We start from the raw sequence: 26,126 nt of genomic DNA, 5'->3' as shown, positions 1-26,126 counted from the left end.
CTATATCATTGACTAGTCATAGTTCTCCCCCAAACCCAATTTACATTTTTCATGTGATTTATTACAATCATACGCAATTGAATATCCTTTATCCTTCTTAAACCTAACTGCACAGTATCCAGCCTTCATCTTAACCTTATGCCCATCTAAAAAAGTCACCGACTGCCAGTCATAATCGCTCCCTGCTACATCAATCACTTTAACCTTCGGATTCTGCTTCTGGGTAGACATATAATCTGCCTGTATTTCCGCATAATATGCCCTAAGATTCGCCCAGTCTGCCGCCACCTTAGCCTTGTGCATCTGTGCCGTAAAAATCGGAATTGAAATTGATACCAGTATTCCAATAATAACAACCACTATCAATAGCTCAACCAGTGTAAAACCTTCCCGTCTCTTCATCACAAATTTCTCCTTCTGTCAGTTTATGTTATTATATTCGTTTTTTCCTCTAAAGCAAATACCTATTTTTAACAAAATCGATATTCATAAATCAAACAAGGCAAAAGTATGTATTTCGTTTCCATACATCCAAATTTATCGGGATGGCTCCACGTTCTCAGCCGGCCAGGATTTTCTCAGTGCCGCATAGGACACCAAAAAGTTGGCAAGCCATCCTGCCGGCACGGCAAGCCAAACAAAATCAATGCCAAAACGTGGTGCACCGATCAATGCCACGGACAGGCGGATCGCAAGGTTTACCATGTTGGCAATGAGGAATGGCTGCATGATTCCGAGTCCGCGAAGGACTCCATCGGTCGCCATTTTAATTCCCATAAAGATAAAGAAGTAACCAAGCCATCTCATATAATCCCCAGACACCTGATAAGCCAGGGCGGTTCCGTCTTTTCCAAGGAACAGTGAGGAAATCTGCGTGTGCAGCGTTTCAATGACAAGGAAAGCAAGCGCCGCAAAACACACATCCAGCACCAATGCTGCATGGTAGCCTTTTTTGATGCGCTGGGTTTTGTTTGCGCCAAGATTCTGGGAAACAAACGGAGAAACCGCATTGCCGATGGACACAAAAATCAGGGAAAAAACATTCTCCACCCGCATCGTTGCCGCGTATCCGGCGAGTGCCTGTGTGCCAAAAGGATTTACCACCGCCTGTACGATCATCATACCGATGGATACGGTAGACTGCTGAAGAACCGACGGAACAGCAATCCGAAGCATCGAGCGCAGCTCCTGTCCGTCAAACCAGGCAAAGATACTCTTATACCGCCGCATCCGGTAAAAGAAAATCAAAAGTGAAAACACTGCCGAAATGCCCTGTGCGATCAAAGTTGCAAGCGCCGCACCGAACACGCCAAGTCCCAGACCAGCTACCATCCAAAGATCCATTACAATATTCAGGATTGATGAAAAGATCAGCAGTCCCAACGGAATTTTTGATTCACCAATGGAAGTGAACATAGTAGAGAGAATATTGTACATGAACAAAAACGGAAAGCCCACAAAATAGACCCGCAGGTACAGCACTGCTTCCTCCAGAATATCGGCGGGAGTCTGTAATCCGCTCATCATCCCATGGGAAAAACAAAAGCCAAAGACACCAAGGATGATGCTCAGAAGTAAAAAGCTGATCAGTGATGTAGACACAATGGTTTTCATTTTTCCATACTCTTTGGCACCGAAATAGCGGCTCACAAGCACACCTGCACCAGCACCGGCCCCCAGTGCCACACAAATGAAAACATTCGTCAGCGCTGCACAGGCGCCAACCGCCGCCAGTGCGGAGGAACCCACAAACTGACCGACGATAATGGAGTCCGCCATATTGTATACCTGCTGAAAAAAACTGCCGAGAATCATCGGCATTGCAAAAACCGTCAACGCTTTCAGCGGCGCATCGGTAATCAAATACTCATCTTTTGACATGATCCTATTCCTCCACAACTTCCTGCTCTTTACCCGAAAGCACAAGCTTAGCAAGTACGATCCGTAACTCGTGTACAAAAATTCCGGCAAAACCAAAACAGGGTCCAGAAATAATTGGCATAACATTGTTAATTCGTTTCATAATTTCACTCATTCACTTTCTGCGCCACAGTTGCAGCTATGGTTATCCGGTGCCTCCATTGCCTTTTACTGTGTTCAGCAGCTGCTGGGAATGTATGTGTACCCAGCATAATATTTATATAAACCGCCAGTTTTTCTGTCTATTTATATTATAATCGATCTTCCATTTAAGATACAATCATTATACACAAAAAAGCTCCGCCTATATTTTAGTATAGACGAAGCTTCCTAATTCTAACTCCTAATCCTCCATATTTTCTCTTCTCAATAGCTCAAACAATGTCAGCAGTCCCTCACACAAAACAGGATCCAGAACCGGAATTCCTACTGTCTTTTCGATGGAGGGAGCAATACGGATACTGGACATTCCTGTACAGCTAAGGGCAATCACATCGGCCCCCATCTCTTTCTGCGCAGCCGCTGCTTTCATGGTGGCTTCATATCCTCTGTCTGTCATCAAATCCAGGACATTTTCTACCCCATCTCCCTTTGCATTGTCTACAATCCGATCACCGAATATCCGCTGATATCCTGACGGTACATCTTCAGTAATCCCCAACACAGCCGGATGACTGCCAAAAAACAGACTCAACGCTGCAGTACTGGATCCCGCTCCTATAACCGGAATCGGTACAGCCTGTCTTGCCTCCGGAACTCCCGGGTCACCGGCACAGCTGATAATAATAGCCTGACAGCCTTCCTTCCACAGTTCCACTGCAAGATTCACCACCTTAGGTACACCTACAGCGAATGTTTCATCGTCATGAATTCCCTCCGGTTGATCCGGAATACATCGTGACACTACCTGGAACATAGGGAAATACGATTCTATCAGCTTTCCATGCAGCTGCAGCAATTCCTCGTCCTCTGTGGTCAGCACCCGAATCAGACCAACTTTATAAGTTTTCATATTATACGTTCCTTCTCTCTTGGTTTCCTAAAAATAATTTCATGAGCAAAATACTCAGGCAGCAATTGGAGTATCTCCTTAAATCTGGAAAACTCCATCTAATATAACTAGCTTGTCATCCAAATACAATGTGGGATTCTTAATAATTCCGTCCATATGGCAGTCTGCCTGATTATTTCCTCCAAATCCTACGTTAGTACCAAAGGCAATATGGACCGTTTGATAAGCTTTCTCATCCTCCAGAATAACGCCGATCAGTCTGGCCGCATAGTTGGTTCCAATGCCCAGTTCACACAGAGTGGCATTGTTCTTATTTCTCAAGAGAATCTCCAGTTTCTCTGCTTCTTTTCCTTGGATGCTTTGAAGAACCCCGTCCTTCACTTTCACTTCCAAAGGCTGTTCTAATAAACCGATTCCAACCATAGATCCATCAATTACCATCGTACCATTTGCTCCTGTCTCTATCGGAGCTATGTAGGACTCTCCGGAAGGAAGATTTCCCGCCTGCCCCTTTTCCCGATAGACACCAGGGCTAGATACTCCACGCCGTCCCCGAAGATCCAGCGTTAAAACATGTCCATCTTTCTCTATGCGGGCTGTATTGGCATTCGTCAATAAATCAGTCACCTGCTCTGTAAGTGCCATAACACGACTGTAATCTGCAGTCATAGCACCCATGGCAAACATTTCCTCCGTGATTCCCGGCATTGTAGCAATCCTTGCTCCAGCTTCCGCTGCCTCAATTTTGGCTCGTGTATGCGTAATAGATGTTTTCATGGGGCAAATTACCACATCTGCCGCTTTCATGGCAGCTGCCACTACAGCGGGTGGTTCCTGACCAGACACCTCTCTAGCAGTCATGGTCATTAACATAGCTTCTGCTTTCAAAAGTTTAGCCGCCTGATACAAGGCCTGACCAATGGCATACTTCTCATCATCGGTCACTATCAGTACATTCTCCCCTGGTTTGACATTCATGCAGTTTGTTAAAATATTTTTTCCAATTTCCGCCAGTTCCATCGCATTTCCCTCCCTCTTATGACAGCAGTTCCATCATAACCCGAACTGCAAGTGTCCGGGACAAAATCACCCGTTTTCCAGATAATTTTTGAAATTGTTCTTTCATTCCGATATTATAGCCAATGCAGTCCATTACCACCAGATCCACATCCATTTTCGCTGCAGCTCTAGCCGCCGCATCCAAATCATCCTGGCTACCGTAGGGAGAAGCCGGAATAATAATACTCTCCTTTACATACTGATTCCACTTTTTCTCTGTCTGATCCACGTGCTGCGGTGTTGGAACCACTACAGCGATCTTTCCTCGATTAGACAAGGCTGGCACAAGCCCATTAAGCACCTTGCACGGAAAAATCAATGGCACTTTAGAATGAAACACAGCCGGAAAATCCCCCGTGCACAAAAACAGAATCAAATTTACGCCCTGCTCTTCCAACCGTTCGATACACTGCTGCAGCTGGGGCAGAATATGTCGTTCGGCAAGCATAACCGAACTTCCGTCTCGAAGTCGTGAGATTAAAGTATAATCCTCTGGTCCTGGTGCAAATGCCTGGATATCCTCCCGAGTGAGTCCATCTAATGCACCTGCCTGAATTAGTTCCACCTGCTCCCCCATCAGCGGAAACAGTTCTTGTACCACATCCGTCCTGGGTGACTGCCCAATGGTTATTGCTCCAACTTTCATCTTCACCATCTTAATCTCCTCCATCTTATGCTTGTCCTATCGTAACTGTTCAGTACCTTCACAGTCACGCGCAATAAATGCACAAACCTACTGAACCGTTACGTCCTATCTATAAAGGCCCCGCTGCCAGTATTTTGGCGGCGGGGTCTTTCGCATAGATTCCCTTATCTCCTTATCAGAATGACACACAATCCACAATAGGACGGTTGATAATCTTCTCTACGCCCGCCAATAAGTCCTTGTCAAACATGGGAGCCGCCAACTTCAGATGCTGATAACCCACATGAATGAGATAAACTTCTTGGCCCTGCTTCAAGTCAGATGTAGGCGTTGGCCGTCCAGTCTGGCTGTCAAATGTCATAATCAGATCAGGGAATGTGCCTTTGCGCTGTCCATCTGGTCCATCCACCGTCATGTACTCATTCCAGAAAGACATCTCATATCCACCAATCTTAACGATACCTACATCAAAGCCGCCTTCACTGCGCAGCTGATACTCCTCTACCGGACCGTGAGCCAATATCTCACCGCCTAAAAATTCACAAACCTCCTGCACACCATTTTCTACCGACTTTTCTAATCCCTGTGAATAACGGCGTCCCGTCTCAATAGCCAGTGACAAGCCCCCCACAGCGCTGTTTTTTTGCAGGAACGAAGCCTTCACCGGGTTCCGGATTACAGCCACAAGACCTCCAGCCTCCACAGCAGCCGCCCGCACCAGTTTAGAACAATGATCAATAGAACCTGTAACTGTACATTCCACGTGTCGGCCCAATTCCTTTCGTCCGCCCACACAGGTCATGGTAGTAATATAATTGGGATCACGATGAAGATTCAGGCTTCCCATCACTCCCGTAGGATGAGCACGGCCGTTGCAGGGAGCGTCTATCAGAGGGATTCCCAGCATGGATGCCTCTAGCCAGCCATTGAACGTAGAACCGCCTCCATTCTCATTAGTAACGATACCTCCTGGACGAATACCCGTGCTTTGAGTAAAGAGCTCCACGCAGCGCATCATATCTGCCGGGGAGACAAACTTCTCCTGTGCGGCAGGAGCTCCTACCATAGAGGCTGTGACAACCACGGTTTCCGGATCAATCTGATCCAACGGGGTTAATTCCAGCTGGCTGAACCGCACAGCCAGATCTCCGAACTCAGCTCCGGTCTTTGCCGAACCGCCTCCACCGCCGCCAAGAATAGAGCCACCAAGAGCCGCCCAACGGACATGTTCTTCTGTCAATTTCATTCCAATATGTTCCATAACTTCCTCCCTTTCTATATTCTACCTCAAGATGCTTCCACCTTAATTCTTCTTATTTGCCACCAGATTAAACACCACATGCAGCACAACCGTAGCTACCATACCATTAATAGCCTGAATGCCCGGAGAGAAAATAGCAACTGCTACACCACATCCCCAAGCCAGAACGGAAGGCCACTTGATAAGTGGAAGGTTTTCGTACGAAATGTCATTATAATTATAATTATGTTTTACTCCAAACAAAGGCAGTACCAAATAATCAGCCACCATAACTGCAGCCATTGGCGGGATTACAATACCAAGCCATGTCATATACGGCACAAAGTAGTCCACCACACCACAGAAACCTAAAGCAATTCCGATCGCGCCCAGAACAATGGTAACAGTGCTCTTTTTCTTCACTTCAATAATGTTGCATGTCGCATTGGATGCAGAGTACAGGTTCTGCTGGTTAGTTGTCCATGCAGCTAAAGTAATAAGCAGAGCACCAATGATTCCTGAACCAGTTGCCAGTACGCCAATGTAATCAGATACTACTCCGAAATCCCATGTTTCCAGATGCAGAGCAGCTGCAATACCAGCAATTGGAAGCAGGAAATGACCAAAGAAAAGACCAGCGATCCAAACGATAGAGATCTTTACGATATCTGTCTTTGCAAATCGACCGCAGTCGGGAACGGTAGCCATTCCGGCTGCCCAGCTGCCAATAACTGTGGTCACGCCAGTAGCCATGGTGCCAATCTGACTTCCCGCAGGGCTATAAGAGAACAAAGAATCTACACCAATCAATCTTACACAGTTAACCAATGCCAAAACAATAAACAGAAGCAACGGAATCGCTGCAAATGTGCTTAACTTCTCCATTCCCTTAAATCCCTTAATCGCTGTAGATGCCATCATAATTCCGCCCAGCACTGCCAGGATCGGTACGCTTATCGGAATATACTGAGACCAAATCTGCCCAAAGAAGCCCAACTGGGTGGCAAACCAACCCACTGAGGTCACACAGATAATCGCCGAGAAAATATAAGTTCCTACCCGACCTACGGTAAACCGAATCAATGACATTGCTGCCAATCCGGTTTTTGAACCGATATACACAGTCATAATCATGACCGCCACTAATATAATATCGCCGATTGACAGGGCAATAAGAGCATCCCGAAACTTCATGCTGGATCCTAACGCCGTACCTGTAGCCAGGTCTCCTACTACTACATTCCAACATAACCAGACGAAAAACATCTTAATCCATCCGTACCGCTTATTTTGAGGAACCGGAGTATAAATATAATCCTGATCTTCCACGTTAGGCTCAGTTGTCACAGCATTCACATCATGTTTTTTATCGCTCATATGGCTCTCCCTTCTTTTAAAGCACACAATCCGTTTCTTCTATCAACTTGTCATACCATGTAGTATGTCTGGTTCCAAGCATTGGCTTTTCTCGAACCAGGTTTATCGCTGGACATCCACTTTCATCTGACAATATAAATCGAGTATCCATTGTCATATCTGCAAATCCGCTCTCGTTGAGCACCACTTCATTCCGCGGTACTAGGAACATATCTGGACCAAATATGCCGCTCACTCCTTTTTGAGCCGCAAAGACTGCGTATGTACTATTTTCATTAGCCCTTACCCTAGCAAGATGATAATGTTCCACCTCCTGTTGAACCTCTGGAATACCAGGAGGGCACGACGGATTTTCCACCGCTGGAACAGCTAAAATATCGCATCCGCTATTGGCCAGCAATCGAGGTACTTCCGTAATAAAAATTTCGTTGCCTAACAGTACACCGATTCTGCCATAAGGGCGATCAAGGACCAGTCCGGCACGGTCTCCTGCTTCCGCCCACTGTGCTTCCCTCTCAGTCAGATGACTCTTCCGATAGTAATGTCGAGAACCATCCTCGCACAAGCATGCTGCTGCATTCCATAGCTTCCCGTTTTCTTCTAATACAAAGCCCAGAATCACATCCACATGATTCTCCATGACTAGAGAAGATAGTTCTTTCCACACCGGATCATCCTCTCGAATGGCCACGCACTGTGCTTGCTGCAAGTCATCAGGTACACCTCCAAGCACCAGTTCTGGCAGAACCAGCAAGCGCTCTCCTTGCTTCCCAGCTTGACTGATAGCCTGCTTTACAGCCATAAACCCTTCTTCCCGATTCTCCGGTTTCATGCTGCATACCGCCGTTGAAAATTGCTTTCCCTCAAGCAATGGCTCCGTAGCATATGCTTGGTAATACTGGCTCTGATACCATGGATAACGCTGTAACTGAAGTTCACGGTAGAGCTTCGGGCGGCGTAAAGGAATCTCGCTTCGATCCGGCTTCATCTCTAAATCAATCTCAGCCATAGCAATTCCATCTCCATAAGGATGACACGCCACTACTCTGCCCTCTGGATCAATAATCCCGCTTCCGCCGCAGAAATCGAATCCTTTTTCATTTCCGTGTCGATTAGAAGCAATCACATACATACCGTTTTCCTTAGCACGTGTCAGCCAGATAGATGAAGGGATAGATGGCTCGTTCCAGTTCATAGGCGAACACAAAACCTGTGCTCCCATAAGCCTGCTTAACCTAGGTCCTTCCGGATAACTTAGATCCATACAAATCTGTATGCCTATATTTCCAATAGGAGTATTAAACACCTTTACCGGTTCATCTCCCGTTTTAGCCCATGTACTATCAGGAACATAATGGTGCATTTTCCGATGTCGGCCAATCAGCCCCTCCGGTCCTATAAGAACCGCTGAATTGTACAACCTCTCTCCATCCGACTCAGGAAGTCCTGCAACCAAATAGCAATCTAACTCCTTTGCTAAATTCTCCAATAATCGTACCGTTTGCCCATTTGCTATGGGCTCTGCCATCTCGGCCGCCTGTTCCATGCTATCAAAATAGTATCCAGTCGCACACATTTCTGGCAGGACAATGAGCTTCGCCCCTTGAGCTGCTGCCTGACGCACCAAGTTCGTCAGAGCAGCCAAGTTTTTCTCTTTATCCATAAAATGGCAGTCATATTGGATTGCTGCACCTTTGTATTTCATGATTCTCACGCTCCTTTCTATCGTTCATTTGTTTGAGGTTCCTATTATAGAAACAGCATTACTTAGATAGGAATTATGTTTTTATATTAGCATCTTGTCAGAGTCTTGTCAATATATTACATCATTTTCTAACAGATTAATTTTATGTCAATATTTTTAGCAATAAAAAAAGAAACCCAGACAAAAGAGTATTTCTTCTGTCCGAATTTCTCATATTATCATTCTTCTTTGCATCTCAACAAATCAATCAGATATTCTACTGTAATAGTTTGAGCCCATTTGATTATTGATCTCAACAGCCAGTTGACGCCCCTGCTGAATATATTTCTCCACAGCGTCTGGTCGTTCCAAATCATATACTCCCCCTACACTCAGACCAGCCACTAGCTGGTTAGCTGAGTTATAGATAGGAAATCCGACGGCAAACAGTCCCTCTGTCAGCCTGTTATGAGTAATATCATATCCACGAGCTCGAGCAGCTTTCAAATCCTCCTTCAGCTGAGTCTTCTCCTCTTCTGCCAACTCTAAGCTATTGAGATAGTTGCTTTGAAATTGAGGCGAAGCAAATGCCAGTAATACTCGATTGCTTGCCCCACGAAACAACGGGTATACTCCCCCCACAAACACTGAACTCAAACGCCCAGTATTATCTGAAACCACACGATCCACACACAAACTCTGATTCCCACACGGAATAGTAAGATAAGTGCTGATCTTGGTGCGCTCATGGAAATTCCAAAGAAAATCGTGAGCAATTCGTTTAACATCCAGCCTATGCACCGCACAAAATCCCAATATCAGCACCTGCTCTCCCAAAGAGTACTGTTTCGTAAAAGGATCCTGTATTAAGAATCCCTCTTCGGTCAAAGTATGTACCAATCGATAGGCGATGGTTTTTCCCACCCCCAGCTCCCTGGCAATCGACGGCAGAGACAGTGTATTCTGCTGTCTGAACATTTCTAAAATAGTTAGGGCACGGCCAACCGTCTGCAGGTAGCTCGCATCCTCCTTTTTATTTGGATTCATCTCTCCTCCTTAAGTTTGTGATTTTGTAACTGTTCAGTACCTTCACAGTTACGTGATTTTTACTCTCCCGCTGCTTCCCGGTAAGCTTTACTGCCCACCTCGCTCCAGATTAGAAGTCATACCGCACCACCTGGCAGTTTTTTACACCAAAGGATGCAAATTCTTCATTGGTCATATCCGTAAAATACGACTGAATCATCCTTGAAATTCCATTGTGTGCCACCAGAATGTATGTCTTATGGTCAGACTCCTGTTTTATCTCATCCAGCAGATTATAGATACGCTGCGCAAGCTGCAGCATGGATTCTCCCCCTTCATATCGGCAGGCAAATGACGCTTTCGCCATCTTAAACTCTTTGCCGTCTCTCGGCGTAGACTCCCATTTTCCAAAGTTCTGCTCTATGAGTCTTGGTTCTTCCCTACAGGGAATCCCGCTCATTTCAGAAATAATTTTTGCTGTATCTGCTGCACGGCTAAGGGGTGAATAGAGAATTTCATCTGCCTTGATTCCGCTTTCTACAATATTTTTCCCGGTTTCAGCCGCCTGCTGCCGTCCATGCTCCGTCAACGGACTGTCTGTTGCTCCGCAGATTTTATTCTCCACATTCCACACAGTCTGTCCGTGTCTTACAAAATAAAAATGTCCCATGATGTCATCCCTTCTCATTAGCTTCGCAAGCTTTTTTATACCCAGGAAATTCCCTGCTGCCTATCATCGTCATACATCATTTTCGTCATTGATAATCCTGGGAAAGCAGCTGTCATAATTGTATTATAACTATACTCAGGTTAAGATACAACTCTATCCTTTACTGGGCACGTATGCGCAAACAGTTCCAGTACTGTTCTCAAAATCCGTTTCTTTGTGCCTTCTGCCATAATTATTTTCTTCATTAAAGTAACCATTCGATAACTACGCTATGATTACCGAATGGTTACTTATCAAGAACTAATGAATAATTCAAGTCGAACGTCTTCCATTTGACTTGCCTCCCTCGAAAACCCTTCGTTTTTCCTCGAACGGCAGCCCTAGATCAATGCCGGCTGCTTCCGACTCCCCCAACTTATCAGCAGATACTTTCAGAACCACACCATACCATTTATTATTGTCGTTGCGCCTCAGCACAGCTTTCCAGTCATTCCAGGGATATTCCAGCTCTGCGCCGTAATGGTCATCCATCTCATCGTAAATAATATGCTCGATAATTGCCGTGGTCTTTGTTGAATAGACCACAACTTAAAGGGTGCTTGCTTTCTTCATGAACTCCAGATAAAGGCTGAACAGCACGGCGCAGACGGGAACGCTGAACAGCATCCCTAAGATGCCGAATGCTTCGCCGCCAATCGTAACAGCCATCAGCACAAGCAGTCCAGGAAGTCCGACGGACTTGCCGACCACCTTGGGATAAATCAGATTGCCCTCCACCTGCTGCAAAACGATCAGAAAGAGAATGAACCACAGAGCCTTGCCAGGTTCTGCCAGCAGAATCAAAAACGCACCAAAGCCGCCGCCAATCCATGCGCCAAAAATCGGCATCAGCGCAGTGACGGCCACAAACGCGGAGACAGCACCGGCATACGGAATCCCAAGAATCAGCATTCCAAAGAAGCACAGAACACCGATGATAACCGCTTCGGTAAGCTGGCCGCTGACAAAATTTGTGAAGGTCTGATTGGTCAGCGCGGCAATACTAAGAAGCCGCTGTGCCGTCTTTTGCGGAAGGACTGTCTCAATGAGTTTTTTCAAATGTGCCGCGACGACCTCCTTCTTCGCAAGCAAATAAAGTGCAAAAACAAGCCCCAAGAGAACATCTACAAAAACCGACAGGACAGAGGTTGCCGCGCCCCATGTCACGGTGAGAATCCCGCTTTTCTCGTCACTGATCAAGACGGTGACCTTCTCAATCAACAGGTCAGAGTCTATGACATATTCGGGCAGGACAATGTTATATTTTGCAGCAAACTGGACAACGTCAGCCCACCACCGCCCGATTTCCTCCACATAGATCGGAATGTTTTGGATAAACTCATCGCCGGATTCCCGCAAGCTGGGGAGCATCATAAATACCACAGCAAATAGAATTCCAAGGATAAGCACGGTGCTTGCTGTCAGGCACACGGGGCGGGTCAGCTTTGCAGGAGCTTTGCGGCACGCCTTGTTCCAGCAGCATTCCATTGGCCGAAGAACTACGTTGATCAAAAAAGCAATCGCGCCGCCGATCAGAAACGGAGTGAACAGTGCAAGCACCTTGCCGAGAAAACACAAAACAGCGTCAAGGTTTACCAGCGCCCATGCGAATACAATAAGCAGCAAAAAAGCACGGATGATATAGCGAATGATCGTCTCGTCCGGCCATTTGCCTCCCTGCGGTGCGGGTGTTTCATTTTTGTTAGAGGTTAGATTTTGCAATTTTTTCTCCATGTTTTTCCTTTCTGTCAGTATCGGAATCCCTTTTTTAAATCCGAAAGCACTTTTGCAGGGCTTTATACTCACTCCTTGTGAATCGCGCGATAGCTTTATTGTGTATTACAACGGTGTCAGGACCCAAATCCAGAGGCGAATAAACGGAGCACTGAACAACGCAAAGCGTTCAGGGGTATCCTTCGCAACACCCTTTGGGGTGATCGCACCAATATCTCCGTAAAGTTCGACAAACAGAAGCGTGACGATGCTTCGCATCCTTGCGGAGCGTTTATGTTGCGACTCAAAAGCGACACAAAAATAGCGGAGTAAAATCAATTTTGTAAACCTGCCAGCGCCAGGAATTTTTTATCTGACTGGATACTCTGTGTCAGAAACTGACCGTCCCGAAACAGTGCATAAGTCGTGACCGGTGCAGGTACATTCTGTGCTGATTCTTTGTCAGTGATGTGGATGGCATTGAACGGGATACCATGTTCCTTTGCCGCCTCCTGCACCTTTGGTACCCAATAATAGGTATATGGGCATTGATCGGTGTAATAAAGAACAAAACCTGCTTCTTCAATCACCGGATGTTTCGCACATTCCTTGAAATACGGCGGTTGTGCCCCCGATTCAATGGAAAGATACATAAGATTGATCCCGCAGTCGGATATGTCTGCCACACGGAAACCCTTATAAGTAAGGAATTTCGGGTCAGCGAGGAATTCCCGCTTTCGGCCCTCCGCGCACAAAATGCAAATACCTTTCTTTCCCTGCACCCTGGCATCACAGATACACGCCTCCAGCAGATCATTTGAGTATCCGTGTCCCTTCATGGAGCCGGATACCCATAGACAGTTAATGTAAAGATAACCATCTGCCGCAATCGGCACCCAGGCGTTTTCAGCCGGAATGTATTCAATAAAGCATTTACCGCGTTCCTCACTGCGATAGAAAACAAGTCCATCATCAAAGCGCTGCCGCAGCCATTCCTTTTTTACAACACTCTGCTTACCGGACATGGCGCAGCAGATATGTTCCTTGTCAATATTGTCTTTTGTGATCCGAATATAGTTCATCCGTTTCTTTGTACCCCCTGCCATAATTATCTCGTTTATCAAAGTAACCATTCGGTAACTCTATTATAGTTACCGAATGGTTACTTGTCAAGAGACACGCGCAAAAATTTCGTGACTGCTTTCATTAAGAAAAATCCTTGCTTTGAGAGATTCTTTCTGTTTTTGGTCTACTAACCGGAAGTTATAGCCTCTATTGGCTCTACCGGAGAATTTGCCCAAAACCGCTCTGTATCATTGATAACGGCTGAAGAAAGCAGTGTCTCCGCTTCGCCGGTCAACAGTTTTTAATAAGCCTCATCCGCCAACGAAAGTTTTTCTGCAAATGGAGCCTGTTCATCTTTTCCCTTATCAGACATCCGGGCAACCCGGCAAACCAATCGTCTGTATCCACTCCCTCATGGGTGTTAGCTCCATCTGGACATAATCGGCGGGATCTGTGACAATTCCTATATCGGTCAGAGTACCACCTGCATACTGCACTGTGATGTCCACACTGTCACCTGCGCCACTGGAACCGAGATTGGCAAATTTATTCTCTCCGGCGTAGTAATAACGGTCACGGGCAATGCTTTGAAACACTGTGTGCTTCGTGTCTTCTCCATCCCGTGTGTACAGCGCGAGAATCAACTTTCCATAAAATTCGTCTGTAAAGCGTTCCGTTGTACCGATCACCAGTTCCTCAATCCCATCACCGTCCAGGTCGATGACAGCATAGCCGACGTTTTCCAAGGGAGCATCACCATAGCAATCCATCAGTACTCTTTACTGGATGCCATGATTTTTACACCACCTATTTTTCCTGCTCAAAACAGCCGTCCCGGCAGCTTCTGCTTTTCTTTTGCCGGGAAAGTGGCTTCAAACTGTTCAAACCCTTCCGGGTCTTTCTCACAGATAAAATACCCATCGGGATCTTTGTATGTGCCGGAGATGCCGTCTAAAAAGCTGGGCGTCAGCTCCTTGATGAGGAAGTAATCTGCCTCCGGATCGTCGGCATAGCGCACACCCTTGGTTTTGGCCGGAACAAAGCCCGACTTGCCGTAAAAGTCAATATTGCCGGTAATGGCAAGCGCACCCGCACCCATTTTCTTCGCTTTTTCCATGGAATAGTCGAGCAGCTGCTTTCCATAGCCTTGCCGCTTGTATGCGGGTGCTATGCTGATGGGACCGAAGGTCATGATCGGTAGGGTTCGCCCATCGTCACAGTCGATCTCCGACCGCACATAGATGACCTGCCCGATCAGCTCGCCGTTCAGCTCCATCACGAAGTCCAGCTCCGGCACAAATGCCGGGTCAACCCGATAACAGTGCAGCACATAGTGCTCCATACAGCCGGGTCGATAAACATTCCAGAATGACTCGCGGGTCAGGTTTTCGACAGCTCTGTAATCGTCTTTCGTTTCCAAACGAATGATAATATTCTTTTCTGACATAACTTTTCTCCTTCTCTCTTATCAAAAATTTTGTATGGTCAGCAGATATTTTTCAAGCTACATTCTCTGATCCAATGATTCAGAAACTGCATCTGTTCCCCGATATGGAACCAATGCTCGCCACCGGGCATGACGCCAGTTCAGCATGCTGCTGCATTGCAAACGCCGATACTGTATTTTTGCCGTCAAAATACGCCGCCTTTTCCCTTTAGAGAATGATCCGCGTAATCTCCATCGTCACGATTTTCGGCACTTCGCTTGCAAAACTTAACGCACCGTCCTTGCTGCTGAACAGATAGCCTTTTCTCATTTCTTTTCCGCATTTCGGACACATCATTATCATTCCCTCCTCGTATTCTTATTGCTGCGTGCTGTACCAGTCGAGAACAGCACTTAGATTTTCCGCCTTGACCCGCTCGCCACTGTGAAGCATCATATCCAGCATATCGTTCTCCTCCGGCGTGCGGTCTTTCTTTTTTGCAAGACTCTTGCCCGCCGTTTTGACCATAATTTTCATCATTGGGCGGTAAATGCCGTGGAGCTTTTTGATATCAAAATTTCCTTGGAGTGTGAACAGCGGAATGTTGGCTGGAATCGCTGACTTTTTCCGCACGCTTTCTGTCTGTGTTCCGGTTTGTCCCATACCGACGCCGCAGACGGCGCACACCCGATAGTTCTTCGCAGCCTCGGCATAGCCCTTAACCGAACCGGCCATGATCCAGCCAAGATAGATAGCTTCAGCTCCGACAAAGTCCCGTTTCTTCGCTTCTGCAAGGGAATATGTCGGAAGTCCAGTTTTCTGTGCCAGCAGCTTGGCATACTGCTCGGTACTTCCAGTGTTGGTGGTGTAAATAATCGCATCCATAGTAGTCCTCCTTTTGAAAAAGAATGTGCCTTGGCACATTCGGGCGCCTCGCTCAGTCGCTTGCGACATGTTTCTTCTTCGCGCAAGTGCGCATCCCGCGGAGCGTTTTTTGTCATAGAACGAAGTTTTTATGACAAAAAGGACGCAGCGCATGATCGGCTTTGCGATCAGCACTGCGTCTTAGCGTCTGGCTGTTTGGTTTCAATGATAAAATTTTTTGCATTGATAATACTCTCATGCCTGCATTTAGGACAAAATAGAGGAAAAGTTACTAATTCCGTTTCCCGCAATATCTGCAAACGCGTCTTGGAACCGCACCACGGGCATAAAACCCAGCGTTTTTCTTCTTCGCCATCTTTCATGTTGTTCTCCCCTTCTTTCTGTAATCAGACTCAACCTTGGCAATAAAGCGATCAATATGTGTCGCCAGCAAGGACGAAACCGATTCTTTTTCCTCCGCACCGTCGTAGACACTGTATAGAAGATACATTGGCCCATAGAATTCCAACGCCAGCTGCATAGCCTCCTCATCAGAATCTGCCAATTTGCGGAAGATGGCCGCCATATACTCCAGAGGACCGCCCGCCAGATAGTCGTGGTGAAGCTGTGCAAGCTTGGAATCACGGTATTGCTCCAGCGTCAGCATTTTACGGAAATTGGAGGAAAACGGCTCCTTTGTCCAATGGTCAAACTGGGCAAGGCTGTATGTGCGAATTTTTTGAATTGGTGTATGCAGATATGCTTCCGCAAAGCCGTCTGGTTCCGTTTCCGGCATTTCATACGCCTCAGCGCGCTCATAGTCCATCTTGTTCATTCGCTCCACGATCTTATCTAAGATTTCCTGTTTGCTGGCATAGTGCTTATATAAAGCAGCTTTCGTAATTCCCAACTGCCCTGCAATATCATTCATAGATGTCCCCAGATAGCCGTTCTGCGCAAACAGTTCCAGTGCTGTTCTCAAAATCCGTTCCTTTGTACCCTCTGCCATAATTATCTCCTTTATCAAAGTAACCATTCGGTAACTACATTATAGTTACCGAATGGTTACTTGTCAAGAACGAATGAAAAAATTATGCCCTTTCGTTAAAATGTGCAAACTCCGGCGCAAATTCGCCAAGCGCATTTCTTCCTGCTGTCTGTACCATTTTTTCCATATTCTGTATACTTCCATAACACTGCTGTTTATAAAGAATTTACCCACTCACTGACTTTCTGTTTTGTTCCGCGGTTTAACAGACTGCCTTCTGTGATAACAGCCTCTGGTGCGGATGGCTGCAATTCTTTTACAGTATTACCGAATCCACTTCCACCGGATGTTGCAAAAAGAACGATCTTTTTACCGCTGAAATCATAGGCTTCCAAAAATGTATTGATAATTGTTGGAGCTACATACCACCAGATAGGGAATCCCAGAAGGATTTCATCATAAGAGCTCATATCTATCTCTTTCTTCATAATCTCCGGTCTGTATTTCTTATCACTCATTTCCACACTGCTCCGAGATTTTTTATCCATCCAGTCAAGATCAGCCTTTGTATATGGAACTTTTGGCTCAATCTCAAATAAATCAGCTTTTGCTTCCTCTGCAATCATCTCTGCTACTTTTTTTGTTGTTCCGCTTGCACTGAAAAATGCCACTAATTTTTTACTCATAATAAAAAGCCCCTTTCTTTGCAAATTTCTTGTATAAAAATAGATGTATAAGATTTGAATTTCTCTTATACATCTATTTTATACCCATTATTTTATTATGTCTAATGCTTATATTGAATTCTATCTACAAGTCCTTTTTTCATCATCTCATAAACCGTATCTGCTGTTGCGGTATGAAGTTCAATCTGAATCAGTGGGTATTTTTCTTTATACGTTTTACATATCCTTGCCAAGGTCTCTACTGCCGCAAATTTACCGCATAGCTCAAATTTTATGCTGTAATGCCATTACGATTTCTTACAATACAAATTCCGTCATTTCGGTCATATTCATCCAGCAGTTCCAGATAATGCGTAGTGAAAATAAGCGTTTTAGAACATAGTAAATAGCCTTTCCACTCCTGCGCCAGCGAACCAAACCTTTCATGCGTAAAATACGGATATGGTGAGAAACAGCGGACTCTGACCTATTCAGTTTGTCTGCAACTTCACTGACACATGCTTCTGAGGGACCAATTTAAAATAAAGCCTTCATGCGGGAAGGGTCCCCCCTTTTGTTTTTGTTTATTTCTGAACTTTAAAGATTTTTCACAAACAGTGCCCGGATAGCGTTGAGGACGGCTATAATCATCACGCCCACATCCGCAAACACGGCCAGCCACATATTGGCGAAGCCCAGAGCGACCAGCACGAGGCAGACCAGTTTTACGCCGATGGCCACCACGATGTTCTGATAGACGATGCCAAGGCACTTGCGTGAGATTTTGATTGCTTTGGAAATTTGCATTGGATCGTCATCCATCAGTACTACATCCGCAGCTTCAATGGCAGCGTCAGAACCCATAGCGCCCATAGCAATGCCGATGTCTGCCCGGCGAAGCACCGGGGCATCGTTGATGCCATCTCCCACAAAAGCCAGTTTTTCTTTCTCCGGCTTGTTCTGAATCAACTGCTCCACTTTCTCCACCTTGTCGGCGGGAAGCAGTTCACTGTAAACCTCATCCAGCCCCAGTGCGGAGGCTACACTATCAGCCACCTTCTTGGCGTCACCAGTAAGCATCACAGTCTTGCGAACCCCAGCCGACTTTAATGTCTGAATGGCTTCCTTGGAGTGAGGCTTCACGATATCGGAAATAACAATGTGCCCGGCATATTTCCCGTCAATCGCCATGTGAATAATGGTGCCTACGCTGTGGCACGGAATAGCCTGGACCCCCAGACGATTCATGAGCTTGTCGTTTCCAGCCGCGACCTGATGATCATCCACTGTGGCGATGACACCGTTGCCGCTGAGCTCCTGAATATTGGTTACACGGCTGCGGTCAATTTCCATGCCATAGGCTTTCTGTAAGCTCTTGCTGATGGGATGACTGGAAGCGCTCTCTGCCAGGGCCGCGTACTCCACCAGCTTGCGTTCGTCCATCTCGTTGTGGTGGATGGCGTTGACCTCGAACACGCCCTGGGTCAGAGTACCGGTCTTGTCAAAGACCACGATCTTAGCCTGTGACAGGGTCTCCAGATAGTTGGACCCCTTCACCAGAACGCCCGCCTTACTGGCTCCGCCAATTCCTGCAAAGAAGGACAAAGGAATGGAAATGACCAAAGCGCAGGGGCAACTGGCAACGAGGAAGGTCAGCGCACGATAGATCCAGGTCTCCCAGCCTGCATCCAGCCCCATGGCAAACATCCGTACCAGCGGCGGCAATACAGACAGCGCCAGCGCGGCATAGCACACCGCAGGAGTGTAGATCTTGGCAAAGCGGGAAATGAAGTCCTCCGACTTAGACTTCCGGGAGGAGGCGTTCTCCACCAGATCCAGAATCTTGGAGACAGTGGACTCGCCAAATTCCTTGGTTGTCTGAATATGGAGCAAACCTGTCATGTTGATACAACCGGAGATGATCTCATCGCCAGTCTTGACCTCACGGGGCAAACTTTCACCAGTGAGAGCGGCAGTGTTCAAAGTGGATTCTCCCTGCACTACGGTACCGTCAATAGGAACTTTCTCACCGGGCTGTACCACAATAATGGTGCCGATACCCACTTCGTCCGGGTCTACCTGTTCCAGTTTTCCCTCCCGTTCGATATTGGCATAATCAGGACGGATGTCCATCAGATCACTGATGTTCCGGCGGCTCTTGCCCACAGCGTAGGACTGGAACCATTCGCCCACCTGGTAGAACAGCATCACCGCAATGGCCTCCAGATAGTCGCCGTTTTCATATACAGCCAGTGCCAGAGCCCCCAGCGTAGCCACCGCCATCAGAAAGTGCTCATCGAACACCTGACCGTTACGGATACCTTTTCCGGCTTTTTTCAGAATGTCGTAGCCAATAACCAGATAATCCACCAGGAACACAGCCAGACGTACCCAGCGGCCTGCCGAGCCAAACACTTCAAATGCGCCTGCGCCCAGGACCTGCAAAATTAACAGTAGAACCGTAGCAGTCAGAATCCGCCACAACATCACTTTTTGTTTTTTGGTCATACCGGCGGAGGGCCGCATGCCGATGATCTGAAGGATCACGGCCAGCAGAGCCACCACGATCAGCAGACCGTTGATGATATACTCCTGCATTTCGTTTTACCCCTTTCACAATTGCTTATTCGTTTATTTATCTAAGAGAAAAAATGCCCTGCAAGCTGCCGCTCGACAGGGCATTTCGTTTCGCTGGCTTACAGAAATATCTCGCAGTCGGGTTCCACCTTCTTGCAGGCTTTGCGAACCTCCTGCATAACAGCCTTGGGATCCTGATCTTCCTCGAACTCCACGTTCATCTTGAGGGTCATAAAGTTCACCGTAGCACTCTGTACGCCGCTGGTCTTGCGGGCGGCATCTTCCATCAGGTTGGCGCAGTTAGCGCAATCCACATCGATTTTGTAAGTCTTTTTCATTTTGAAAATCTCCTCTCTTAATTTGTTCCTGTTGTCAGAACAATTAAATCATCGTTTAATTGTATCTTCATCATACGCAGGAAAACCGTCCTCGTCAACGCTTTGAACCCATATCCTGCTATTCGGGAAAAGGGTTCTTCTGTTTGGGCAAAATGCAGCTTTTATCGGCACATTCCAGTACCCGGTAAAAAGCCGGGAGGCATTGACAATTTGAGTCAACTTCCCGGCGTTTTATTTTCTGCATTTTCTACTGCTGCAAAGGATTCAGAAAGCAAATTGATTCATGAGAGTTGATAGCTCCCACCGCCTGCAAATAGGCATAGATGATTATGGTCCCCACAAACTTCATGCCTCGCACGCCTCCCGGAGAGCAGGCAGCAGCTCATCCAGCCGCCCGTCCAGTCCGAAGGACTTCTCTTTGATATTGTCCGCAATGTAGATCTCCCCCAGATTGATGGTCACATAAGTGGCGTTTGGCTCGCCGGCCACCAGGCGCATCATCGGGGCCTTGATCAGCTGATTGCGCCAGCCAATGCCCAGCTCTAGAACCACCAGTTTCTTTCCGTGGTAGGTTTTCAGAAAGTTTTGGAACCGTGCCTGGGCAGCGGTATCCGGAATCATTCTCTGACCCGCGCCCATGTGGATGTCCATGGGACCTCCGCACTTGGGACAACGCGGCACCAACTCTGTAGGCACATGGCCGCCCTGTTCGGCAGCCGATAATTTTTCGGCCACCTCTAAACTTGAATAGAGGGTGTCGTGGCAGGGGCGGGCACACTGCATCGTAAACCAGTTGCCCTCAATCTCATAGATTTTCGTCGGATCGAAACCACACCGTTCAAAGTGACCTTCTCCGTTTGATGTGACGACAAAGTAATCCTTCTCTCCCACAATGCCCTTCAAATCGTTCATCACCGGCGTAGGCTGGTATTGCCCGCAGTAATGATGGATGAGCCGGGCCCAGAAGGCCCATTTTTTCTCCTCGCTGGGCCATCCGGCCATCATTCCCTGCAAAATACAATGTAAGCCGTATTTTTGTTTGAAATCTCCAAACAATTCATCAAAGGCTGCATTATCTGCAAACAAATGCAATCCTTCGGTGATGGACAGGCCGTTACTGGCCCCGATCAGGATAGCGTCCGCTTCTCTGAATTTTTCCGCAATAGGGTTCCAATCAATCATATTCGTTCGCTCCTTTCTATTTTATGGTTGCTGCGATGGATCGCACCTGCCGGAGGGCAGCTAGAGTTTTCGTGCATCCCGTAGCACTTGAGCAATGTCGGCCACAATGGTCATGCCCTTGTCCTCCAACTGTTTGGGCAGGAAGTCATACTTGTTGTTGACAGCAATATACCGGGCATGGGGAAAGCTGAGGGTCAGGTTCCAGAAAGGCTCCTGAATAAACATGGGAGTCATTCGGCCAACGCCCAGTTCCAGAAACAGAATTTTGCTGTCTTTGTGTTCCAGCACATAGCGAGAAATTTTTTCGTACTGTTCTTCGTATTTCTTTCCTTGCAGAAAATTCCCATATCCTCGCACCCAGGGGAATGCCTCACCGCCGCAGTGGGGGCACCGGGGAATGAGATCCGTAGGAATCTTCGTGCCATCCCCCATAGCGGCTACCATATCAGCCACCGGCTTTACCGCATCCCAAGTGTCATCGGTACAACAGGCGGCACACTGGAGGAAGCGGTGATCCCCCTGGACCTCCGCCACCTTCTCCTCCGGGTAGAGTTTGACAAACTGGGTATCCTGGTTAGTGGTGAGGATGAAGAAGTCCTTGCCTTTCAGCAAAGCGTCCAGATCCAGATAGGGATGACGCACAGGTGCGGTCTGGGTGGTGTGAAGGAAGGTGGCGAGATACCCCCAATACTCTTCCCTTGTCTTCCAGGGGTGCATCATCCCTGCAAAAGCACCTTTGAAGTGGTATTTCTCGGCAAAAGGTCGGAAGTATTTGCGATAGGAGTCGTTGTCCTCGTAGTAAAAATCTCCGCCACCGGCAGCGGACAGGCCGGAGGCCCCGCCCACTACCACACAATCAGCTTCCTTTACCTCCTGTACCAAACGATGGATCTGTTCGCTATACGGCAGCGGCTTTTTGTCAGTCAGCTGATAAGGCGTACTGCCGGAAGCATAGATATGATAGTGTCTGGAATAATTCATCTGGGTCTGCATGACCAGATCATCATAGAAGTTCATTGTCACCATTCCTTTCAAGTGGGTGTTATTTTTATTCTTACTTCAAATTATTTTAGCATCCCCTTGCGTCACTGTCAATATGCTGTTATAATAAAAATAACATCAAAACAAAAAAGGAGATCAGGCCATGAAATATCCAACCCGCCTTAGCGATGCTGTTCATATTCTAGCTTTTATCGCTCTGTACCCAGACTGCGATCTGACCAGTAACAAGCTGGCAGAGAGCATTCAGACAAATCCTGCCTATGTGCGCCAGCTCATGTCCGCCCTGCGGAAAGGTGGACTGCTGATCAGCGTGAAGGGACATCCCCGACCTGCTCTGGCTCGTGAGCCGGAGAAAATCACTCTACTGGATGTCTATCGAGCAGTAGAGGGCAACAAGCCCCTGCTCCATCAGGACATCCACACCAACCCCGCTTGTGGCGTGGGCGTGAACATTCAACTGGTGCTGCGGGATTTTTACTTGGACATTCAAAAAAAAGCGGAACAAAGAATGCAAGAAATTACACTGAAAGATGTACTGGAACAATATCACATGAAGTTAGAAGGGACGCTCTTGCAGCGTTTATGACGGATTGATTTTCAGAAACTCTTCCATTTGGGAGAAAAATTCTTCTGAACGGGAAATACAGAACCTCCTTGCGGAGCTATACTGAGAACCGGAGAGACCTATACCCCGTATTTTGTGAATGATTAAAGAGGATCGCTACTACGAGGACATTTCCATCCAGCTGTTGGAAAATCTGGTTACATAATAATAGACAATGGACCGGCCAAATCTGAATGGCAGGCCCTAAATTAAGGAGGAAACTAATATGAAACTTGGCATTATTCGTTGTATGCAGACAGAGGATTACTGCCCCGGAAGCCGGGATTTTCGGACAATCCGAGAGAGAAAAGGCGCTTTTATGGGAGAGGATGATATTCAGTTAGTGGGCTTCATCAACTGCGGCGGCTGCCCCGGAAAAAAAGCGGTGCTGCGGGCCCGTTCTCTGGTAGAACAGGGCGCTGACACCATTGCTTTTGCTTCTTGCATCAGCAAAGGGACTCCCATTGGTTACCCCTGTCCTTTTGCTAAGCGTATGCGAGAGCTGGTGCAGAAAGAGGTAGGCGATGGTGTCCGTATCTTGGATTACACCCATGACGCTGGCCCTGAACCAGAAACATCTCAAAAGTAAAGTTTCTTTTCTCTCCGGTCTATGATAAGATAGACTTCAAGGAGGAGTGCTAAATGATTCAGAACCACTTACCCCACGACCACGGACAAACTATCGAGCATGAACTGGAATATATGCCCAGCGTAGAAAACTTTCAAACCGTAGCTGATATTTTCAAGCAGCTGGGAGATGGCAGCCGTATTCGCATTTTTTGGTTGCTTTGCCACTGTGAGGAATGTGTTATCAATCTTTCAGCCATGGTAAATATGAGCAGTCCTGCAGTTTCTCACCATCTCAAGCAGTTGAAATCAGCGGGTCTGATCGTTAACCGCCGGGACGGAAAAGAGGTCTATTATAAAGCAGCTGATACCGAGCAGGCCCGAAATTTCCACCACATGATTGAGTGGCTTGTAAAAATCGCCTGTCCGTCGCAAGTAGAAAAACAAAAAGGAACGCCATGAAAAAAGAAGAATCCAAAGTTATCGCTCAAAAACTTCAAAAGATCCCAAACGGCACCCTCGCCTTGAAGCATTGCCGGGCTGGTGGAACGGGTACTACACTCTTTGGAGAACAGTTTCGAGCGGTTACCGCTGGAAAAGGGTGTATGGAGGCATATGAAACTTTTCCTGGAATAGAGGTATCCTTCAATGTTTTTCTTGCTTCAGAGGTCAAGTTTCGGCATGATGCTTCGGATTCTGTTTTAGAAATTTACTATTGTCGCAGTGGTCGCGTGGGTTGGAATATGCACGGCGGTACTGCCGTCTATTTAGGTACAGGTGATGTGACAGCACACAGTATGGCCTGCTGCGCGGATTCCGCCATGATGTTTCCCCTAGGATATTCAGAGGGAATTTCCATTTCCGTGGATCTGAAACAGCTCTCTTCCATTTGCCCGGAAGCTTTAAAGAATGCCGGTGTGGAAGCAGACCAGTTACAGAATCGATTTTGCTCCGGAAAGCCATCCGCAATCCCGTCTTGTTCCGATTTAGAGCATATTTTTGCCCCACTCTTTTCTGCTCCTGTGTCCGTTCGAATTTCCCTCTTGAAATTGAAGGTGCTGGAAATTTTGATTTATTTGAGCAACATGAAATCGGAGCATAAAGAATTGACTCAATACTTTTCCCAGCAAACCGAATTGATAAAAGAAATTCATCAACAGTTGACAGAGCACTTGGAGCAACGATTTACGATTGCAGAACTTTCCAAACAGTATTTGATAAATACCTCCACTCTAAAGGAGATATTCAAGGCAGTCTACGGTCAGCCTATCGCCACCTATATGAAGGAATTTCGAGTGCGTCAGGCTATGAAATTATTACGGGAAACAAATGACACTATCGCGGATATTGCTTCCCAAGTAGGCTACCAAACCCAGGGAAAGTTTTCAAGCGCTTTTCAGTCTATCGTCAAAATGTCACCCAGAGAATACAGAAAAATCCAGGGTATAGCTCCATTGGATTCCTTTAGCAAAACACTGTAATGAAAAATCCCGAATTGTCATTCCCAGTATAACATGCCTTCTCCCCGCAGAAAAGCATGGCGAAAAACAAAAATGTCCCCGGAGAGCTTGTGCGTATGTTTTTTCAGCGTTTCCGATCTGAATTTCTCAGAACAGAATATCCTCCGGCTTGAACTTATCTTTTTCGGTAATGGGGCGGATCACCTTGCAGGGCACCCCTACTGCGATGACACCGGCGGGAATGTCATGGGTGACGACGCTTCCCGCCCCGATAACCGAGCCTGCCCCGATGGTAACGCCGCCGCAGACGGTGGAATTTGCACCGATCCAGACGTTTTCCTCCAGCGTAATAGGTGCTGAAGTTCCAATGCCGTGGCTGCGCTGCTCCGGGTCGATGGCATGACCGGAGCAGGCAAGGCATACGCCGGGGGCAATAAAGACACCTGCTCCGATGTTTACCGGAGAGGTATCCAGAATGACACAGTTATAGTTGATGACCGCCAAGCCGTGGGTATGGATGTTGAAGCCATAGTCACAGTGGAAATCCGGTTGAATGCCGGTCATGGGAGAACAGGTGCCCAGCAAGGTCTGCAGGATGCTGCGCCGCTTTTCCTGTTCGTTGGGAGCGGTGCGGTTGTACTCCCAGCACAGTTGCTTTGCACGGTTCTGTTCCTCCGTGGGGGTGTTTTCATAGCCGCTTACGTAGGCGGCAAGGCGTTTCATAATATCCAGAGCGTTCATCGTGTTTGTCCTTTCCATACAATGTTTCCTCAAGGATTATACCACATTCTCTGTCGGTGTGTAATAGGCTGCTTTCCCCTCCCTCATTTGTTTGTCCGCTTGATCTTCTCCATCACTTTGCCCTTAGCCAGCTCATCCACCAGCATGGGATATATTTTTGCAAATGGCATGGCATATACTTTTTCAGTTTCCATTTTCGTCCCTCCCTCAGGTGCGTCTATGTGCAGCGTATACCACTCTTCCGGATAATAAAGAATGTG

The 26,126-nt window shown here is 47.1% G+C and carries 31 protein-coding genes and 2 pseudogenes; 4 read left to right on the top strand and 29 right to left on the bottom strand.

Annotation, left to right across the window (positions count from 1 at the left end; all coding sequences use genetic code 11):
- Positions 1–12: 12 nt before the first annotated feature.
- From DXD12_RS06435 to DXD12_RS06295, 27 genes and pseudogenes are all read right to left on the bottom strand, one after another.
- Complete coding sequence (locus tag DXD12_RS06435) at positions 13–402, bottom strand: prepilin-type N-terminal cleavage/methylation domain-containing protein (RefSeq protein WP_117796843.1); 390 nt, start codon at positions 400–402, stop codon at positions 13–15.
- A gap of 135 nt (positions 403–537) precedes the next feature.
- Positions 538–1,881, bottom strand: coding sequence for an MATE family efflux transporter (locus DXD12_RS06430; protein WP_118637820.1), 1,344 nt, complete (start codon positions 1,879–1,881; stop codon positions 538–540).
- Positions 1,882–1,885: 4 nt separating this feature from the next.
- The gene (locus tag DXD12_RS15270; RefSeq protein WP_182457033.1) at positions 1,886–2,023 is read right to left on the bottom strand and encodes a hypothetical protein; all 138 of its coding nucleotides are present in this window, start codon (positions 2,021–2,023) and stop codon (positions 1,886–1,888) included.
- A 240-nt stretch (positions 2,024–2,263) separates the two neighbouring features.
- Positions 2,264–2,932 (bottom strand): aspartate/glutamate racemase family protein, encoded by a 669-nt coding sequence (locus tag DXD12_RS06425; protein WP_117796841.1) that lies wholly within the window; start codon positions 2,930–2,932, stop codon positions 2,264–2,266.
- Between the two features lie 78 nt (positions 2,933–3,010).
- The gene (locus DXD12_RS06420; protein ID WP_118637818.1) at positions 3,011–3,952 is read right to left on the bottom strand and encodes an aminopeptidase; all 942 of its coding nucleotides are present in this window, start codon (positions 3,950–3,952) and stop codon (positions 3,011–3,013) included.
- A 16-nt stretch (positions 3,953–3,968) separates the two neighbouring features.
- Complete coding sequence (locus DXD12_RS06415; RefSeq protein ID WP_243105353.1) at positions 3,969–4,646, bottom strand: AroM family protein; 678 nt, start codon at positions 4,644–4,646, stop codon at positions 3,969–3,971.
- Between the two features lie 166 nt (positions 4,647–4,812).
- Positions 4,813–5,898, bottom strand: coding sequence for a DUF917 family protein (locus DXD12_RS06410; protein ID WP_118469235.1), 1,086 nt, complete (start codon positions 5,896–5,898; stop codon positions 4,813–4,815).
- A gap of 42 nt (positions 5,899–5,940) precedes the next feature.
- Positions 5,941–7,254: a cytosine permease gene (locus tag DXD12_RS06405; protein WP_118523477.1), complete on the bottom strand. Its 1,314-nt coding sequence runs from the start codon at positions 7,252–7,254 to the stop codon at positions 5,941–5,943.
- 16 nt (positions 7,255–7,270) lie between these two features.
- Positions 7,271–8,959: a nitrilase-related carbon-nitrogen hydrolase gene (locus DXD12_RS06400; RefSeq protein ID WP_118637816.1), complete on the bottom strand. Its 1,689-nt coding sequence runs from the start codon at positions 8,957–8,959 to the stop codon at positions 7,271–7,273.
- Positions 8,960–9,202: 243 nt separating this feature from the next.
- Positions 9,203–9,985, bottom strand: a complete 783-nt coding sequence (locus DXD12_RS06395) for an IclR family transcriptional regulator (RefSeq protein ID WP_118471480.1) — start codon at positions 9,983–9,985, stop codon at positions 9,203–9,205.
- 109 nt (positions 9,986–10,094) lie between these two features.
- A complete protein-coding gene (locus tag DXD12_RS06390; RefSeq protein ID WP_118469243.1) occupies positions 10,095–10,634 on the bottom strand; it encodes a histidine phosphatase family protein in 540 nt (179 codons plus the stop codon).
- A 312-nt stretch (positions 10,635–10,946) separates the two neighbouring features.
- Positions 10,947–11,219, bottom strand: coding sequence for a hypothetical protein (locus tag DXD12_RS15625; protein ID WP_243022403.1), 273 nt, complete (start codon positions 11,217–11,219; stop codon positions 10,947–10,949).
- 3 nt (positions 11,220–11,222) lie between these two features.
- Entirely contained in the window at positions 11,223–12,407 is a 1,185-nt protein-coding gene (locus DXD12_RS06380) for an AI-2E family transporter (RefSeq protein WP_118637814.1), read from the bottom strand.
- A 314-nt stretch (positions 12,408–12,721) separates the two neighbouring features.
- Positions 12,722–13,468 (bottom strand): YoaP domain-containing protein, encoded by a 747-nt coding sequence (locus DXD12_RS06370; protein WP_118471486.1) that lies wholly within the window; start codon positions 13,466–13,468, stop codon positions 12,722–12,724.
- Between the two features lie 348 nt (positions 13,469–13,816).
- The gene (locus tag DXD12_RS06365) at positions 13,817–14,221 is read right to left on the bottom strand and encodes a hypothetical protein (protein WP_118637812.1); all 405 of its coding nucleotides are present in this window, start codon (positions 14,219–14,221) and stop codon (positions 13,817–13,819) included.
- Positions 14,222–14,271: 50 nt separating this feature from the next.
- Positions 14,272–14,898, bottom strand: a complete 627-nt coding sequence (locus DXD12_RS06360) for an N-acetyltransferase (protein WP_118637810.1) — start codon at positions 14,896–14,898, stop codon at positions 14,272–14,274.
- Positions 14,899–15,106: 208 nt separating this feature from the next.
- A complete protein-coding gene (locus tag DXD12_RS15620; protein WP_243023744.1) occupies positions 15,107–15,235 on the bottom strand; it encodes a PF20097 family protein in 129 nt (42 codons plus the stop codon).
- A 21-nt stretch (positions 15,236–15,256) separates the two neighbouring features.
- A complete protein-coding gene (locus DXD12_RS06350) occupies positions 15,257–15,763 on the bottom strand; it encodes a hypothetical protein (protein ID WP_118637808.1) in 507 nt (168 codons plus the stop codon).
- Positions 15,764–15,930: 167 nt separating this feature from the next.
- A complete protein-coding gene (locus DXD12_RS06345) occupies positions 15,931–16,125 on the bottom strand; it encodes a cysteine-rich KTR domain-containing protein (RefSeq protein WP_118522201.1) in 195 nt (64 codons plus the stop codon).
- The gene (locus DXD12_RS06340) at positions 16,122–16,751 is read right to left on the bottom strand and encodes a TetR/AcrR family transcriptional regulator (RefSeq protein WP_118637806.1); all 630 of its coding nucleotides are present in this window, start codon (positions 16,749–16,751) and stop codon (positions 16,122–16,124) included. The genes DXD12_RS06345 and DXD12_RS06340 overlap by 4 nt, the downstream gene beginning before the upstream one ends.
- A 194-nt stretch (positions 16,752–16,945) precedes the next feature.
- Entirely contained in the window at positions 16,946–17,416 is a 471-nt protein-coding gene (locus tag DXD12_RS06330) for a flavodoxin (RefSeq protein WP_107000731.1), read from the bottom strand.
- Between the two features lie 122 nt (positions 17,417–17,538).
- Positions 17,539–17,676: pseudogene (locus DXD12_RS15610) on the bottom strand (LysR family transcriptional regulator); the annotation flags it as partial.
- A 316-nt stretch (positions 17,677–17,992) separates the two neighbouring features.
- Entirely contained in the window at positions 17,993–19,993 is a 2,001-nt protein-coding gene (locus DXD12_RS06315) for a heavy metal translocating P-type ATPase (RefSeq protein WP_118637802.1), read from the bottom strand.
- Positions 19,994–20,091: 98 nt separating this feature from the next.
- Entirely contained in the window at positions 20,092–20,310 is a 219-nt protein-coding gene (locus DXD12_RS06310) for a cation transporter (RefSeq protein WP_107000734.1), read from the bottom strand.
- Between the two features lie 247 nt (positions 20,311–20,557).
- Positions 20,558–20,665, bottom strand: a pseudogene (locus DXD12_RS06305) (DNA-3-methyladenine glycosylase I); the annotation flags it as partial.
- Positions 20,656–21,492, bottom strand: a complete 837-nt coding sequence (locus tag DXD12_RS06300; protein WP_118637800.1) for an NAD-dependent protein deacetylase, SIR2 family — start codon at positions 21,490–21,492, stop codon at positions 20,656–20,658. The pseudogene DXD12_RS06305 and the gene DXD12_RS06300, both read right to left, overlap by 10 nt.
- 60 nt (positions 21,493–21,552) lie before the next feature.
- Positions 21,553–22,509, bottom strand: coding sequence for an NAD-dependent protein deacetylase (locus DXD12_RS06295; protein ID WP_181986262.1), 957 nt, complete (start codon positions 22,507–22,509; stop codon positions 21,553–21,555).
- A 127-nt stretch (positions 22,510–22,636) separates the two neighbouring features.
- Between DXD12_RS06295 and DXD12_RS06290 the strand changes: the two genes are divergently transcribed.
- From DXD12_RS06290 to DXD12_RS06275, 4 genes are all read left to right on the top strand, one after another.
- Complete coding sequence (locus DXD12_RS06290) at positions 22,637–23,080, top strand: Rrf2 family transcriptional regulator (RefSeq protein ID WP_117796831.1); 444 nt, start codon at positions 22,637–22,639, stop codon at positions 23,078–23,080.
- A gap of 244 nt (positions 23,081–23,324) precedes the next feature.
- Positions 23,325–23,687: a CGGC domain-containing protein gene (locus tag DXD12_RS06285; RefSeq protein WP_107000739.1), complete on the top strand. Its 363-nt coding sequence runs from the start codon at positions 23,325–23,327 to the stop codon at positions 23,685–23,687.
- Between the two features lie 53 nt (positions 23,688–23,740).
- Positions 23,741–24,127, top strand: a complete 387-nt coding sequence (locus DXD12_RS06280; RefSeq protein WP_107000740.1) for a metalloregulator ArsR/SmtB family transcription factor — start codon at positions 23,741–23,743, stop codon at positions 24,125–24,127.
- Positions 24,124–25,146, top strand: coding sequence for an AraC family transcriptional regulator (locus DXD12_RS06275; RefSeq protein ID WP_118637798.1), 1,023 nt, complete (start codon positions 24,124–24,126; stop codon positions 25,144–25,146). The genes DXD12_RS06280 and DXD12_RS06275 overlap by 4 nt, the downstream gene beginning before the upstream one ends.
- A gap of 126 nt (positions 25,147–25,272) precedes the next feature.
- Here DXD12_RS06275 and DXD12_RS06270 read toward each other — a convergent pair whose 3' ends face one another.
- Together DXD12_RS06270 and DXD12_RS15605 are read right to left on the bottom strand one after the other, a co-directional pair.
- Positions 25,273–25,866, bottom strand: a complete 594-nt coding sequence (locus DXD12_RS06270; RefSeq protein WP_118522255.1) for a sugar O-acetyltransferase — start codon at positions 25,864–25,866, stop codon at positions 25,273–25,275.
- Between the two features lie 83 nt (positions 25,867–25,949).
- On the bottom strand, positions 25,950–26,060 hold the full coding sequence (locus tag DXD12_RS15605; protein ID WP_147353120.1) for a DUF2200 domain-containing protein: 111 nt from the start codon (positions 26,058–26,060) through the stop codon (positions 25,950–25,952).
- Between the last annotated feature and the right edge of the window lie 66 nt (positions 26,061–26,126).

Origin of the sequence: Clostridium sp. TF11-13AC, from assembly GCF_003481065.1 — a bacterium.
GTDB lineage: Bacteria > Bacillota > Clostridia > Lachnospirales > Lachnospiraceae > Otoolea > Otoolea fessa.
Note: the sequence above shows the minus strand (reverse complement) of the source record. Positions and strands in the feature narration are given on the sequence as shown.

Excerpts from the sequence above, each read along its gene's own strand:
- DXD12_RS06435 (WP_117796843.1), bottom strand. The coding sequence starts at position 402 with ATGAAGAGACGGGAAGGTTTTACACTGGTTGAGCTATTGATAGTGGTT.
- DXD12_RS06430 (WP_118637820.1), bottom strand. The coding sequence starts at position 1,881 with ATGTCAAAAGATGAGTATTTGATTACCGATGCGCCGCTGAAAGCGTTG.
- DXD12_RS15270 (WP_182457033.1), bottom strand. The coding sequence starts at position 2,023 with ATGAAACGAATTAACAATGTTATGCCAATTATTTCTGGACCCTGTTTT.
- DXD12_RS06425 (WP_117796841.1), bottom strand. The coding sequence starts at position 2,932 with ATGAAAACTTATAAAGTTGGTCTGATTCGGGTGCTGACCACAGAGGAC.
- DXD12_RS06420 (WP_118637818.1), bottom strand. The coding sequence starts at position 3,952 with ATGGAACTGGCGGAAATTGGAAAAAATATTTTAACAAACTGCATGAAT.
- DXD12_RS06415 (WP_243105353.1), bottom strand. The coding sequence starts at position 4,646 with ATGGTGAAGATGAAAGTTGGAGCAATAACCATTGGGCAGTCACCCAGG.
- DXD12_RS06410 (WP_118469235.1), bottom strand. The coding sequence starts at position 5,898 with ATGGAACATATTGGAATGAAATTGACAGAAGAACATGTCCGTTGGGCG.
- DXD12_RS06405 (WP_118523477.1), bottom strand. The coding sequence starts at position 7,254 with ATGAGCGATAAAAAACATGATGTGAATGCTGTGACAACTGAGCCTAAC.
- DXD12_RS06400 (WP_118637816.1), bottom strand. The coding sequence starts at position 8,959 with ATGAAATACAAAGGTGCAGCAATCCAATATGACTGCCATTTTATGGAT.
- DXD12_RS06395 (WP_118471480.1), bottom strand. The coding sequence starts at position 9,985 with ATGAATCCAAATAAAAAGGAGGATGCGAGCTACCTGCAGACGGTTGGC.
- DXD12_RS06390 (WP_118469243.1), bottom strand. The coding sequence starts at position 10,634 with ATGGGACATTTTTATTTTGTAAGACACGGACAGACTGTGTGGAATGTG.
- DXD12_RS06380 (WP_118637814.1), bottom strand. The coding sequence starts at position 12,407 with ATGGAGAAAAAATTGCAAAATCTAACCTCTAACAAAAATGAAACACCC.
- DXD12_RS06370 (WP_118471486.1), bottom strand. The coding sequence starts at position 13,468 with ATGAACTATATTCGGATCACAAAAGACAATATTGACAAGGAACATATC.
- DXD12_RS06365 (WP_118637812.1), bottom strand. The coding sequence starts at position 14,221 with ATGGATTGCTATGGTGATGCTCCCTTGGAAAACGTCGGCTATGCTGTC.
- DXD12_RS06360 (WP_118637810.1), bottom strand. The coding sequence starts at position 14,898 with ATGTCAGAAAAGAATATTATCATTCGTTTGGAAACGAAAGACGATTAC.
- DXD12_RS15620 (WP_243023744.1), bottom strand. The coding sequence starts at position 15,235 with ATGATGTGTCCGAAATGCGGAAAAGAAATGAGAAAAGGCTATCTGTTC.
- DXD12_RS06350 (WP_118637808.1), bottom strand. The coding sequence starts at position 15,763 with ATGGATGCGATTATTTACACCACCAACACTGGAAGTACCGAGCAGTAT.
- DXD12_RS06345 (WP_118522201.1), bottom strand. The coding sequence starts at position 16,125 with ATGAAAGATGGCGAAGAAGAAAAACGCTGGGTTTTATGCCCGTGGTGC.
- DXD12_RS06340 (WP_118637806.1), bottom strand. The coding sequence starts at position 16,751 with ATGGCAGAGGGTACAAAGGAACGGATTTTGAGAACAGCACTGGAACTG.
- DXD12_RS06330 (WP_107000731.1), bottom strand. The coding sequence starts at position 17,416 with ATGAGTAAAAAATTAGTGGCATTTTTCAGTGCAAGCGGAACAACAAAA.
- DXD12_RS06315 (WP_118637802.1), bottom strand. The coding sequence starts at position 19,993 with ATGCAGGAGTATATCATCAACGGTCTGCTGATCGTGGTGGCTCTGCTG.
- DXD12_RS06310 (WP_107000734.1), bottom strand. The coding sequence starts at position 20,310 with ATGAAAAAGACTTACAAAATCGATGTGGATTGCGCTAACTGCGCCAAC.
- DXD12_RS06300 (WP_118637800.1), bottom strand. The coding sequence starts at position 21,492 with ATGATTGATTGGAACCCTATTGCGGAAAAATTCAGAGAAGCGGACGCT.
- DXD12_RS06295 (WP_181986262.1), bottom strand. The coding sequence starts at position 22,509 with ATGAACTTCTATGATGATCTGGTCATGCAGACCCAGATGAATTATTCC.
- DXD12_RS06290 (WP_117796831.1), top strand. The coding sequence starts at position 22,637 with ATGAAATATCCAACCCGCCTTAGCGATGCTGTTCATATTCTAGCTTTT.
- DXD12_RS06285 (WP_107000739.1), top strand. The coding sequence starts at position 23,325 with ATGAAACTTGGCATTATTCGTTGTATGCAGACAGAGGATTACTGCCCC.
- DXD12_RS06280 (WP_107000740.1), top strand. The coding sequence starts at position 23,741 with ATGATTCAGAACCACTTACCCCACGACCACGGACAAACTATCGAGCAT.
- DXD12_RS06275 (WP_118637798.1), top strand. The coding sequence starts at position 24,124 with ATGAAAAAAGAAGAATCCAAAGTTATCGCTCAAAAACTTCAAAAGATC.
- DXD12_RS06270 (WP_118522255.1), bottom strand. The coding sequence starts at position 25,866 with ATGAACGCTCTGGATATTATGAAACGCCTTGCCGCCTACGTAAGCGGC.
- DXD12_RS15605 (WP_147353120.1), bottom strand. The coding sequence starts at position 26,060 with ATGGAAACTGAAAAAGTATATGCCATGCCATTTGCAAAAATATATCCC.